The 12,648-nt window shown below is 66.5% G+C and carries 13 protein-coding genes; 9 read left to right on the forward strand and 4 right to left on the reverse strand.

What is annotated here, in order from left to right:
• Nucleotides 1–61 precede the first annotated feature (61 nt).
• Complete coding sequence (gene rph / locus FJ426_RS03220; protein WP_140514127.1) at nt 62–778, reverse strand: ribonuclease PH; 717 nt, start codon at nt 776–778, stop codon at nt 62–64.
• A 231-nt stretch (nt 779–1,009) separates the two neighbouring features.
• Here rph and hrcA point away from each other — a divergent pair, with 231 nt between their 5' ends.
• The 6 genes from hrcA to FJ426_RS03250 all read left to right on the forward strand — a co-directional run bounded on the left by hrcA (nt 1,010) and on the right by FJ426_RS03250 (nt 6,598).
• Nucleotides 1,010–2,122, forward strand: coding sequence for a heat-inducible transcriptional repressor HrcA (gene hrcA / locus FJ426_RS03225; protein ID WP_140491812.1), 1,113 nt, complete (start codon nt 1,010–1,012; stop codon nt 2,120–2,122).
• Nucleotides 2,123–2,159: 37 nt separating this feature from the next.
• Nucleotides 2,160–2,354, forward strand: coding sequence for a hypothetical protein (locus tag FJ426_RS03230; protein ID WP_140559155.1), 195 nt, complete (start codon nt 2,160–2,162; stop codon nt 2,352–2,354).
• Between the two features lie 125 nt (nt 2,355–2,479).
• Entirely contained in the window at nt 2,480–3,850 is a 1,371-nt protein-coding gene (locus tag FJ426_RS03235; RefSeq protein WP_140559154.1) for a sorbosone dehydrogenase family protein, read from the forward strand.
• A gap of 129 nt (nt 3,851–3,979) precedes the next feature.
• Entirely contained in the window at nt 3,980–4,597 is a 618-nt protein-coding gene (locus FJ426_RS03240) for a LysE family translocator (protein WP_140514131.1), read from the forward strand.
• A gap of 192 nt (nt 4,598–4,789) precedes the next feature.
• Nucleotides 4,790–5,770: a cysteine synthase A gene (gene cysK, locus FJ426_RS03245; RefSeq protein ID WP_140514132.1), complete on the forward strand. Its 981-nt coding sequence runs from the start codon at nt 4,790–4,792 to the stop codon at nt 5,768–5,770.
• A gap of 201 nt (nt 5,771–5,971) precedes the next feature.
• Entirely contained in the window at nt 5,972–6,598 is a 627-nt protein-coding gene (locus FJ426_RS03250) for a glutathione S-transferase family protein (protein ID WP_140514133.1), read from the forward strand.
• Between the two features lie 34 nt (nt 6,599–6,632).
• Here FJ426_RS03250 and FJ426_RS03255 read toward each other — a convergent pair whose 3' ends face one another.
• Nucleotides 6,633–7,877, reverse strand: coding sequence for an RNA polymerase sigma factor (locus FJ426_RS03255; RefSeq protein ID WP_140559153.1), 1,245 nt, complete (start codon nt 7,875–7,877; stop codon nt 6,633–6,635).
• A 7-nt stretch (nt 7,878–7,884) separates the two neighbouring features.
• Nucleotides 7,885–8,253, reverse strand: a complete 369-nt coding sequence (locus FJ426_RS03260; protein ID WP_140491798.1) for a YciI family protein — start codon at nt 8,251–8,253, stop codon at nt 7,885–7,887.
• A 261-nt stretch (nt 8,254–8,514) separates the two neighbouring features.
• Between FJ426_RS03260 and FJ426_RS03265 the strand changes: the two genes are divergently transcribed.
• From FJ426_RS03265 to FJ426_RS03280, 3 genes are all read left to right on the forward strand, one after another.
• Nucleotides 8,515–9,474 carry a TAXI family TRAP transporter solute-binding subunit gene (locus tag FJ426_RS03265; protein WP_140559152.1) on the forward strand — a complete coding sequence of 320 codons (960 nt, stop codon included), beginning with the start codon at nt 8,515–8,517 and terminating at the stop codon, nt 9,472–9,474.
• A 225-nt stretch (nt 9,475–9,699) separates the two neighbouring features.
• Nucleotides 9,700–11,805 carry a TRAP transporter permease gene (locus FJ426_RS03275; RefSeq protein WP_140559151.1) on the forward strand — a complete coding sequence of 702 codons (2,106 nt, stop codon included), beginning with the start codon at nt 9,700–9,702 and terminating at the stop codon, nt 11,803–11,805.
• Complete coding sequence (locus tag FJ426_RS03280; RefSeq protein ID WP_140559150.1) at nt 11,802–12,185, forward strand: DUF1850 domain-containing protein; 384 nt, start codon at nt 11,802–11,804, stop codon at nt 12,183–12,185. Before FJ426_RS03275 ends, FJ426_RS03280 begins: the two co-directional genes overlap by 4 nt.
• Nucleotides 12,186–12,483: 298 nt before the next feature.
• Here the strand turns inward: FJ426_RS03280 and FJ426_RS03285 are convergent, their stop codons facing one another.
• Nucleotides 12,484–12,624 carry a hypothetical protein gene (locus tag FJ426_RS03285; RefSeq protein WP_013892047.1) on the reverse strand — a complete coding sequence of 47 codons (141 nt, stop codon included), beginning with the start codon at nt 12,622–12,624 and terminating at the stop codon, nt 12,484–12,486.
• Nucleotides 12,625–12,648 lie beyond the last annotated feature (24 nt).

Here is a 12,648-nt window from a genome sequence, read left to right on the forward strand (position 1 = left end):
CCCTTTGCGGGGGAGATGCCCGGCAGGGCAGAGGGGGGTGCCCAAGCTCCGCATGAATAAACTACGCCACCGCCATCTGCTGCAAACTCACCAGCCTCTGGATGCCTTTCTTGGCCAGGCCCATCAGCTCGGCGAACTGCCCTTCCGAAAAGGGCTCGCCCTCGGCCGTGCCCTGGATCTCGACGATGCCGCCCTTGCCGGTCATCACGAAATTGGCGTCGGTGCCGGCGGAGGAATCCTCGATATAGTCGAGGTCGATGACCGGCTGGCCGTCATGGATGCCGCAGGAAATCGCCGCGACATGGTCCTTCAGCACCTTGGCGACGCTCACCATCTGCCGGGCCTCCATCCAGCGCAGGCAATCGTAGAGCGCCACCCAGCCGCCGGTGATCGAGGCGGTGCGGGTGCCGCCATCGGCCTGGATGACGTCGCAGTCGACGGTGATCTGCTGCTCGCCCAGCGCCTGCAGGTCGACCACGGCGCGCAGCGAGCGGCCGATCAGCCTCTGGATCTCCAGCGTGCGCCCGCCCTGCTTGCCGGCGGAGGCCTCGCGGCGCATGCGCTCGCCTGTCGAGCGCGGCAGCATGCCGTATTCGGCCGTCACCCAGCCTTTCCCGGAATTGCGCATCCAGCCCGGCACTTTTTCCTCCAGGCTTGCCGTGCACAAGACATGCGTGTCGCCGAACTTCACCAGGCACGAGCCTTCGGCATGTTTGGAGACGCCGCGCTCGAAGGAGATGGCGCGCATTTCGTCGAACTGGCGTTTGGAGGGGCGCATTCGGCCTGCTTTCTTGTCAGCTTTTTTGAATCTTGGCCGGCTTTTAGACGCATGCGGGGCACGGCGTAAAGGAAAATGGACCGGCGGCCGCAAACGCGGCGACACCGGGGCGATCGCGCAACACGACACCGGGGTGATCGCAAGTGCGACACCGGCTGATCGCGCAACGCGACACCGGGTTGCGCGCAGCGCCGCGAAGTCTATATCCTTGAACCGGAGGTTATGGCCGCAATGACCAAGGCAGTCGATCCCGCTTCGCAGTCGCTCGCTCTTCACGCGCCGGCACTTCAGGCGCCCGCACTTCAGGCGCTCGACATGCGTTCGCGCGACATCTTCCGGCGTATCGTCGATTCCTATCTGAGGGACGGCGAGCCCGTGGGATCGCGCAGCCTGTCGCGCATCCTGCCGTCCTCGCTGTCGCCCGCCACCATCCGCAACGTGATGAGCGATCTCGAACATCTCGGCCTGATCTACGCGCCGCACATCTCGGCCGGTCGCCTGCCGACGCAGGCCGGCCTGCGCTTCTTCGTCGACGCCTTCATGGAATTGGGCGACCTCTCCGACGAGGAGCGGCGCAGCATCGAGGCGCAGGTGCGCGCCTCCGGCTCGGGCGCCACGCTGGAACACATGCTGACCGAGGCCAGCCAGATGCTGTCGGGCATGTCGCGCGGCGCCGGCCTGGTGCTGGCCGCCAAGAACGAGGTGGCGCTCAAGCACATCGAGTTCATCCAGCTCGAGCCCACCAAGGCGCTGACCGTGATGGTGTCGCAGAACGGCGACGTCGAGAACCGGGTCATCGATCTGCCGGCCGGCATCACCGTCTCGCAATTGCACGAGGCCTCGAATTTTCTCAACGCCCATATTCGCGGCCGTACGCTGGCCGAGGCGCGGGCGGAGGTCGAGCGTATCAAGGAAGAGACAAGGGCAGCGCTCGACACGCTGTCGCAGGACCTGGTGGAGAAAGGGCTGGCGGTGTGGGCCGGCGCGGAAAGCGGCCTGCCGGCGCGCCTGATCGTGCGCGGCCGCGCCAATCTGCTCGAAAACGTCACCGCCCAGGCCGACATCGAACTCCTGCGCCACCTGTTCGAGGACATGGAGACGCAGGACGGGCTGATCCAGCTGCTCGACCTCGCCGAGGCGGGACCGGGCGTGCGCATCTTCATCGGCTCGGAAAACAAGCTTTTCTCGCTCTCCGGCTCGTCGCTGGTCGTGGCGCCTTACCGCGACAAGGACGCTCGCGTCGTCGGCGCGCTCGGAGTCATCGGCCCGACCCGGCTCAACTACGCCCGCATTGTCCCGATGGTCGACTATACGGCGCAGCTGATATCGCGCATGCTGCGCTGAGAGCTGGGATCGATCCAGCCGGCCGAGGAGAGAAAAGATGGCGCTGGAATCGTTCAAGGCCCAGATCAGCCTGCTGCTGGAGGAGATGGTCAACCAGCCTGAGGATGTGCGCGAAGTGCAGGAGCAATTGCGCGAGAAGCTGCGCGAAATCCGCGCCATGGGCATGCCGCTGCCGGCCGACCTCGTCGAACTGGAAAAGAACCTCGACGCCGATCTCGACGCGGATAGCTGACCCGAATTCCTTCAACTCCCCGTGTCGTCCGGAACGACTGCCGAGCCCGCCCGTTCCCTTGATGCATGTGATCCTCGGTTTTGGGACAACGACATGCAGGAAGAAGCGAGAAGCTGGAGACTGGGATGATCAGACTTGCCGGCGCCGTGGCGATCCCCGCAGCCTTGCTCTTCGCCGCGACGGCATTGGCCCAGCAGGAAGAGCCGGTGCTCAAGGGCGCGGCCGCATTCGGTGACTGGCGGGCCGATGAGCCGGGCGTGCGCCGGCTGATCAGGCCGCAAGACCGGCCCCGGCCCTATGTCACCAGATCCGCCTCGAACAGCGCCGGTCCGGTGCAAAGGCCGCAAGGCGCCGAGCCGCGGCTGCCGGCCGGCTTTTCGGCGGAACTGATCGCTTCGGGCGTCGACAATCCGCGCGTCGTGCGCGTCGCGCCCAACGGCGACCTGTTCGTCGCCGACAGCGAGGCCAACCAGATCCGCGTCTACCGTCTGGGCGAGGGCAGCGCGAAACCTGTCAGGGACGGCGTCTTCGCCAGCAATCTCAACCAGCCCTACGGCATCGCCTTCTACCCGCCAGGGGACAACCCGCAATGGGTCTATGTCGCCAACAGCGACAGCATCGTGCGCTTTCCCTACCGCGATGGCGACCTGGAGGCCTCCGGCGAGCCGGAAACCGTCGTCCGCGATATTCCGGCCACTCATCACTGGACCCGCGACATCGCCTTCTCGCCGGACGGCAAGACGCTGTATCTCTCGGTCGGCTCCGGCTCGAACGCCGCCCAGGACATGGCAAGGAAACCGCGGGGCGGGCTCGACGCCTGGGCCAGGTCGAAGCCGCTCGGCGCCACCTGGGGCGCGGAGGAAGGCCGCGCCGACGTCAGGGCTTTCGACCCGGACGGTAGGAATGGGCGCATCGTCGCCACCGGCCTGCGCAACTGTTCGGGCATGGCCATCCAGCCGGCGGCGGGCGCGCTGTGGTGCGTGGTCAACGAGCGCGACGCGCTCGGCGACAACGTGCCGTTCGAATATGCGACCGAAGTGAAGGAAGGCGCCTTCTACGGCTGGCCCTGGTACTATATCGGCGACAATGAGGATCCGCGCCACAAGGGCGCGCGTCCCGACCTTGCCGGCAAGGTCACCGTCCCCGACATTCTGATGCAGGCGCATTCGGCGCCGCTCAACATCGCCTTCTACGACGGCAGGAATGTCCGCGCGGGATCCGGTTTTCCGGCCGAATACAGGGGCGACGCCTTCGTCGCCCTGCACGGTTCGTGGAACCGCGGCAACAGGACCGGCTACAAGGTGGTGCGGCTCAAGTTCAAGGACGGCAAGCCGACCGGCGAATATGAGGACTTCATGACCGGCTTCCTCACCTCCGGCGGCGAGGTCTGGGGCCGGCCTGTCGGCGTGGCGGTGGCGAGCGACGGCGCGCTGATCGTCACCGAGGACGGCAACGGCACCATCTGGCGCGTGACCTACGGCGACGGGCGGTCCTGATCCGCTTGGGAGGTCCCGGGCACGGGGCATGCCTGGTGCAACCAAATCCGGCTCCAGGCAATTCCCGCCCGCGAAACTCTGTGCGACAAGGCGCCGTCCCAGCAGTTTCGCGGACGCAAGGCTCGATCCATGACCCTCACCGGCTTCCTCGCCTACAGCGCCGCCCTCGGCTTGGCCGCGGCCATTCCCGGCCCCGGCATCACCGCGCTTGTGGCGCGCGCGCTCGGTTCCGGCTTCCGCTCGTCGCTGGCCATGTCCTTCGGCCTGATGCTCGGCGACCTCCTTTATCTCACCGCCGTGGTGCTTGGGCTTGCCTTTGTCGCGCAGACCTTCGGCCTGGTGTTCCTCGCCGTCAAATGGGCCGGCGTCGCCTATCTCGCCTTCCTCGGCTGGCGCTTCTGGACCGCCGGCATCACGCCCGAGACGGTCGAGGCCAGGAAAGGCAAGGGCGGGCTGGCGTCGAGCTTCCTCGCCGGCCTGACGGTGACGCTCGGCAATCCGAAGACGATGATCTTCTATCTCGCCATCACGCCGACCATCGTCGACCTCAAGACCATCACGCTGGCCGACTACGGCATCCTCGCCGCACTCACCGTCCTCGTCCTGTTCGTGGTGCTGGTGCCTTATCTGGCGCTGGCGGCCAAGGCGCGCTGGTTCCTGCGCTCGCCGCGCGCCCTGAAGGCGCTGAACCGCACCGCGGCCGGTTTCATGGTCGGCGCGGCGGCGGCGATCGCCGCCCGCCAATAGGGCCATTTTTGCCAAGGCATTCCGCCGGACCGGCTTTTGCGGGAACGCTTTTCCGAGGCCGAGGCGTTTTAGACACGGGCCCCACTCGGATATTTTCGGGCGACGGTCTATCTTGCGTCCGTGGAAGGCCTATCTTGGCGGCCATCCGTCTGAGATCAGTTCCATCCGCCTGACATTCTGGGAGCCAAACCAATGAACAAGTTCGCCGCCTCCGCCCGTGTTCCCGGCCGTGGCCGCATCTACAATTCCATCACCGATACGATCGGCGACACGCCACTGGTGCGGCTCGACAAATTCGCCAAGGAGAAGGGCATCGTTGCCCATCTCCTTGCCAAGCTCGAATTCTTCAACCCGATCGCCTCGGTCAAGGACCGTATCGGCGTGGCGATGATCGAGGCGCTCGAGGCATCGGGCAAGATCGCTCCCGGCAAGACGACGCTGATCGAGCCGACTTCGGGCAATACCGGCATAGCGCTTGCCTTCGCCGCCGCCGCCAAGGGCTACAAGCTGATCCTCACCATGCCCGAGACCATGTCGGTCGAGCGCCGCAAGATGCTGGCGCTGCTCGGCGCCGAACTGGTGCTGACCGAAGGGCCGAAAGGCATGAAGGGCGCCATCGCCAAGGCCGACGAACTGGCGGCCACCATCCCCAACGCCATCATCCCGCAGCAGTTCGAGAACCCGGCCAATCCTGAGATCCATCGCACGACGACTGCCGAGGAGATCTGGAACGACACCCATGGCGAGGTCGACATCATCGTCTCCGGCATCGGCACCGGCGGCACCATCACCGGCGTCGGCCAGGTGCTGAAGAAGCGCAAGCCTTCGCTGCATGTCGTCGCGGTCGAACCGGAAACCTCGCCGGTGCTGTCGGGCGGCCAGCCCGGTCCGCACAAGATCCAGGGCATCGGCGCCGGCTTCGCGCCAAAAATCCTCGACACCACCATCTATGACGAAATCGTCACGGTCTCGAACGAGGATTCGGTCGCCAATGCCCGCCTCGTCGCCCGGCTGGAAGGCGTGCCGGTCGGCATCTCCTCGGGCGCCGCTTTGCAGGCGGCGATCGTCGTCGGCTCGCGGCCGGAGAACAAGGGCAAGAACCTGGTGGTGATCATCCCGTCCTTCGCCGAGCGCTATTTGTCGACGATCCTGTTCGAAGGGCTGGGCGCTTAGGCCAGCATGGCCTCGCGATCCTCCACGACCCTCTGCCCTGCCGGGCAGAAGCGCGCGCTGTCCCGCCAAGGTCAACAGATTCTATTTCCGCCTCGCCTGGCCCGCTGAAAAAACCCGCCGTGGCGGATGCCACGGGCTTGAGCAGCGCCCTGCTTCCGGTTCATATCGCCCCCGGCCCCCGCAGGGCCGGCGGAGGACCTCATGTACAAGCTCTACACCCGTCCCGGCAGCGGCGGCTTCGTTGTCGAGGCGGCCCTGGCGCTGGCCAAGGCGCCGTTCGAGCAGATCGACGTACCGAAATCCGATCGGCCCGATCCCGCTTTCCTCCACATCAGCCCGCTGAACCAGGTGCCGGTGCTGACCTTGCCGGACGGCCGCTCGCTGACCGAATCGGCGGCCATCTGCATCCTGCTCGCCGAACGCCATCCGCGGGCCGGGCTGGCGCCGGCGGCCGATGAACCGGCCCGCGCCGACTTCCTGCGCTGGATGGCGTTCATGTCGTCCGCCCTCTATCCGGCGGTGCTGCGTTTCTACTACGCGCCGCGCTACACGGCCGACGCCGACGGCGCCAAGGCCGTCAAGCAGGCGGCCGTGGCCGAGATGGACCGCGGCTTTGCCGTCGTCGATGCCGCCTTGCGCGGCCGCGACTGGCTGGCAGGCGAGGCGATGTCGGTGGCCGATATCTATTTGGCCATGCTGGTGGCCTGGCATCCCGACAGCGGCAAGGCACGCACTGCCTGGCCCGACATCGAACGCCTGTGGGCCAGGCTTCGCGAGCACCCGCTGATGAAGACGCTCAACGCATCGCACGAAATGTGGCCGGGCTGAACAATTCATCGGCAAAGCACCGCGCTCAGGCATTTCAATGCCTGAGCGTCGCGCGTTTTCCCTGCAGGAAGCGGCGTACCGCCGGATCGCTTTCAAGGCCGATCGCACGGTCATAGGCTTCGACCGCCTGCGGCACCTGGCCGAGCCTGGCCAGAAGGCCGGCGCGCGCTGCCCAATAGGGCTGGTAATCATTGAGCCGCTTGTCGTCGCCAAGCACGTACAGCGCCGCCAGCCCCGCCACGGCGCCCTCGGCTTCGGCGATCGCCACCGCGCGGTTGATCGCCACCACGGGCGATCGTGCGATCGAAAGCAACGCGTCGTAGAATTCGCGGATCGCCACCCAGTCGGTCTCGCCGCTCAGCCGCCGCGCCGCGTGAACGGACTGCACGGCCGCCTCGAGCTGGTAGCGGCCGATCACGCCCATGGAGGCGGCGCGGCCGAGCAGGGTTTCCGCCTCGTCGATCAAGGCATGATCCCAAAGCGCATGATCCTGCTCGGCGAGCGGCACATAATCTCCGGACCCATCGCGGCGCGCGGTACGGCGCGCCTCGGCGAACAGCATCAGCGCAAGCAGGCCCAGCGCCTCCGGTTCGTCCGGCAGCAGCGAGGCCACCAGCCTGCCGAGCCAGATCCCTTCGGTGGCCAGGTTCCGGCGCCGCGTCTCTGTGCCCGCCGGGTCGGACCAGCCCTCGGCGAAGGTCGCGTATATGGCCTCCAGCACGGTATCCAGGCGCTCGCCGAGTTCGGCCCGCTCCGGTACGCGGAACGGAATGCCGGCTTCACGGATGCGGGCCTTGGCCCGCACCAGGCGCTGGCCCATTGTCGCCGGCGGAACCAGGAAGGCGGAGGCGATCGTCGCGGCGTCGAAACCAAGCACGGCCTGCAGGATCAGCGGCGCGCGCACGCCAGGTTCGATCGCCGGATGCGCGCAGGCGAACATCAGCCGCAGCCGTTCGTCGGGCAGGTCCTGGTCGGTCATGCACGCCTCCGCCTCCTCGGCAATCAGCTTGAGATGGTCGCGGCCGGCTTCGCTGGTGAGCCGCCGCCGCACCGCGTCGACACGCCGCCGCCTTGCCACGGCAAGCAGCCAGGCCTCCGGCTTTTCGGGCACGCCGGTTCGTGGCCAGCGTTCGAGCGCCGCGGCAAAGGCGTCGGCCAGCGCGTCCTCGGCGGCGGCCACGTCGCGCGTGGGCGCCGCGAGCCAGGCGACCAGCTTGCCGTAGCTTTGCCGGGCGGCGGCCTCGGCGGCTGCCCGGGCAATCTGCGAGCTGCTGTCCATCACATCGTCATTTCTTGGGCATGTATTCGGCCATTTCCCAAATCGGCCGCAACTCGACCGTGCCTGTGCTGGCCGCCGGGCAGCGCGCCGCCCATTCGATGGCGGTATCGATGTCGGCCGCTTCGATCATGTAGAAGCCGGCAAGCTGCTCCTTGGTGTCGGCATAGGGGCCGTCGATCACGTTGGTCTTGCCGTCGGTGATCCGCACCGAGGTGGTTGCCTGAGTCGGGCGCAGCCTTTCTCCGGCCAGCCACGCGCCGGATTTCTTCAACGCTTCGGTATAGGCGCCATAGGCCGCGCTCATCTGTTGGGCCTTTTCGATCGGCGTGTTCGCCAGTGCGGCTTCGTCGTTGTTGATCAAAAGCATGTATCGCATGGGTCTTCTCCCGTGGTTTCATAGGCCGCGTCCTTGCGAGCCGGACATATGTCGCGCGGCAAGGGCCGATTTCGACAGGTGCCGGAAAAAATCTTTCGGCCACGGTCGCGTCCCGCGCAAGCCGGGAGCTGTTTCCGCATCCATTCAACCGTTCGTCTAATGAATGCAATTGCGGGTTGGCATTTGCGGCCCGCCGTCTAAACTTGGCCGGTTCGCATCGAGGAGGTGGTGCGGCAGCCAATATTTCAGGGAGGAAACCGGATGTTCCATTTCAGAACGAAGTTCGTTGCGGCCGGCGCAATGGCGCTATCGCTTGGGCTCGGCATTGCCTCGGCCAGGGCACAGGAATTCATCAACGTGCTGACCGGCGGCACGTCGGGCGTCTACTACCCGCTCGGCGTGGCGCTGTCGGAAATCTACAGCAAGGGCATCGCAGGCGCCCGCACCCAGGTGCAGGCCACCAAGGCTTCGGTCGAGAACCTCAATCTGCTGCAGCAGGGCAAGGGCGAGATCGCCTTCGCGCTCGGCGATTCCGTCAAGATGGCCGCCGAAGGCAATGCCGAGGCCGGCTTCCCCGGCAAGCTCGACAAATTGCGCGGCATCGCCGCCATCTACCCCAACTACATCCAGATCGTCGCCAGCCAGGAATCCGGCATCAAGACGCTGGCCGACCTCAAGGGCAAGAGCCTGTCGGTCGGCGCGCCGGCCTCCGGCACCGAGCTCAATGCGCGTGCCATCTTTGCCGCCGCCGGGCTGAAATACGAGGATCTCGGCCGGGTCGAATACCTGCCCTTCGCCGAATCGGTCGAGCTGATCAAGAACCGCCAGCTCGATGCCACGCTGCAGTCGGCCGGCCTTGGGGTCGCCTCGATCCGCGACCTCGCCACCTCGGTGCCGATCAATGTCGTCGCCGTGCCGGCCGAGGATGTCGCCAAGATCGGCGCGCCCTATCTGTCGGTCGTCATCCCGAAGGGCACCTATGAGGGCCAGGCTGAGGACGTCGCGACCGCCGCCGTCGGCAATTTCCTCGTCACCCGCGCCGATGTCTCCGACGAGACGGCCTACCAGATGACCAAGCTGCTGTTCGAGCATCTCGACCAACTCGCAGCCGCCCACGCCGCCGCCAAGGCGATCGACCCTGCCAAGGCGCTCGACGGCATGCCGGTGCCGCTGCATCCGGGCGCGGAACGCTATTACAAGGAGAAGGGGCTGCTGAAGTAGGCGAGGACTAGCTAAGATGTCCTCGCGACGCGCCCCCCTCTGTCCTGCCGGACATCTCCCCCTCGAGGGGGGAGATTGGCCGTCGTCACCTCCTTCGCCAACTGCTGACGTTGCTGAAAGAACGCCGACACCGATACTGCCGATCTCCCCCCTTGAGGGGGAGATGCCCGGCAGGGCAGAGGGGGGCGCCTCGCACTGTCATTCGCTCATTTTGGAGTGCGTCGGATGAGCGAAGCAGCCGACGGCAAATCCTCCACCTTCCATCTCCCCGTCGCCGAAGAGCAGGTCGAAGGCTTGCCGCCGGGCTTTGGCGACGGCATCGCCGGCAAGGCTGCCTTCCTCATCGCCGTTGCCTTTTCCGTGTTCCAGATCTACGTCGCCGCCTATGGCAGCATCCCGAGCCAGGTGGTGCGGGCCATGCATGTCGGTTTCCTGCTGCTGCTCGGCTTTGGCCTGATCGCCAACCTGCGCGCCCGAAGCCTGCCGGCCAAGGCCGTGTTCTGGGCGTTCGGCGTGCTCGGCTTCGGCACCGGTCTCTACAATTGGGTGTTCTACACCGACCTCATCCGCCGCTCCGGTTTCCTCACCACGCCGGATCTTGTCGTCGGCGCGGTGCTGGTGGTGCTGGTCTTCGAGGCGGCCCGGCGGCTGATGGGACTGCCGCTGGCGATCATCGCTTTCATCTTTCTCGCCTATTGTTTCGTCGGCAACCATCTGCCGCCGCCCTTCATCCATCGCGGCTACGATTTCGCCCAGCTCGTCGACACTTTCGCCTATGGCACCGAAGGCATATACGGCACGCCGGTCTATGTCTCGGCCGCCTATATCTTCATCTTCGTCGTCTTCGCCGCCTTCCTCGAACGCGCCGGCATGATCGCGCTGTTCAACGATTTCGCGCTCGGCCTGGTCGGCTCGTGGCGCGGCGGCCCGGCGCAGGTCTGCGTTTTGTCCTCGGCGCTGATGGGCACCATCTCCGGCTCCGGCGTTGCCAATGTCGTGGCCAGCGGCCAGTTCACCATCCCGCTGATGAAGCGCTTCGGCTTCCGCTCGGCCTTCGCCGGCGCCGTCGAGGCGACCTCCTCGATGGGCGGCCAGATCATGCCGCCGGTGATGGGCGCGGTCGCCTTCATCATGGCCGAGACGCTGAACATCCCCTATGCCGAAGTGGTCAAGGCGGCGATCATCCCGGCGCTGCTCTATTTCGGCGCCTGTTTCTGGCAGGTGCATCTGGAAGCCGGCAAGGCCGGCCTGCACGGCATGGCCAAGGCCGAACTGCCCAATCCCTGGGATGCCGTGCGCCAGCACTGGCCGCTGGTGCTGCCGCTGGCGGCCCTCATCTATCTCCTGTTTGCCGGCTACACACCGATCTTCGCCGGCACGATGGGGCTGGCGCTGACCATCGTGCTCATCCTCGGCACGCCGCTGGCGGCCCTGATCGGACCGCTCGCCTTCCGCGTCGTCTTCTGGCTGGCGCTCGGGCTTGCCGCCGCCTCGTTCATGCGCTTCGGCGTCAACATACTCGGCCTCGTCATCGTCGCTCTCGTCGTCGCCTGCTTCGCCTTCAAGGGCGGGCGCGAAACGCTGCGGATCTGCGTGGATTCACTCGCCGAAGGGGCCAAGAACGCGCTGCCGGTCGGCATCGCCTGCGCCATCGTCGGCATCGTCATCGGCACGCTGACGCTCACCGGCATCGCCTCCACCTTCATCGGCTGGATCATCTCCATCGGCCAGGACAATCTGTTCCTGTCTCTGGTGCTGACCATGCTCACCTGCCTGGTGCTCGGCATGGGCATCCCGACCATTCCCAACTACATTATCACCTCCTCGCTGGCCGGCCCGGCGCTGCTGTCGCTCGGCGTGCCGCTGGTGGTCAGCCACATGTTCGTCTTCTACTTCGGCATCATGGCCGATCTCACGCCGCCGGTGGCGCTGGCCGCCTTCGCGGCCGCCCCGATGGCCAGGGAAAGCGGCCTCAAGATCGGCATCCAGGCGACCAAGCTTGCCATTGCCGGCTTCGTCGTGCCGTTCATGGCGGTCTACACGCCGGCGCTCATGCTGCAGGATCCAGGCCCGGTCGCCGCCCAGTTCGGCTACCCCGTCGAGGTCGCCTACATCGTCGTCAAGGCGTGCATGGGCATCGTGCTGTGGGGCGCCGCCGCCGTCGGCTTCCTTGCCAGGCGCATGGCGTGGTGGGAACGGCTCGTCGCCTTCTGTGCCGGCGTGCTGCTGGTCGCGGCGATCCCGCTCACCGACGAGACAGGCTGGGCATTGTCGTTTGCCTGGATCGGCTGGCATTTCTGGCGCGCGCGGCGGGCGACGGCCCAAGCATGAGCCTGTGTATCCTTGCCGCCGGCAAGACGGTGACGCTGGCGGCCGCCGCCTTCACCCTGTCCTGGACGCATTCGGTGGAGCGCACGCGCTGGGAGGAGCACTGGCAGGTAATGCCTTCCGGCCTGCAAGTCACCGAGGCGCGCATAAAGGGCTCGGGCGCCGGCATGGAACCACCCGAGGGCGCGGTGCTGCGAGACGGCTGGTGGGCCTATGCGCCGAAGGCCGGGCCGCAGCGAAGCCTTATGCTCGCCGCCTCCGGCGCGACCGGTGATGGTTGGACACTGTGCACAGATCAGGGTTGCCGAGAACTCGGCAAGGTGGCCGGCGGCACGATTGTGCTGGAGCCGTGTGCTCCGGACGGCACGAGCCGGCCGCGGTAGCGCACGATCATCCCGGCTGGAGCCGACGCCGTCGAAGACGGTCAGCGGCTGGGTTGCATCGAAGGGTATTCAGAAGGACGGCTTGGACTGGACCCGACTGGACTGGAGAAGGTCGCTTACGCGGGCCTCGGCGGCTCGTGTCCTGAGACATTAAGCCGGCGAAGGCGGTCTCAAAGCCGCGGCGATGTCGCACGCCGCCGATCGGCGAAGGTCGGGCGCTCGGCGCGATAGGTGGTGGCGCGCGACTCGACGTCAGGCCTGCAGATGCGGCTGTTGTGTCGGCTCTCGAAAGTCATGGTCAGTGCGCGCCCAGCGAGGTGCCGCGACGAGCGCAGGCCGGGCCCGGCCCGCGCATGTAGTAGCGCTCGGGCCGATAGGTCGGCGCGACGAATTCGCGGATGGCTGCGGCATAGCCGATGAGGTGCGTGAGGAAGTTCATTTTACCTGTCCCTGTCCCGACTTT

This window comes from Mesorhizobium sp. B2-6-4 (assembly GCF_006441495.1).
Classification (GTDB): Bacteria; Pseudomonadota; Alphaproteobacteria; order Rhizobiales; family Rhizobiaceae; genus Mesorhizobium.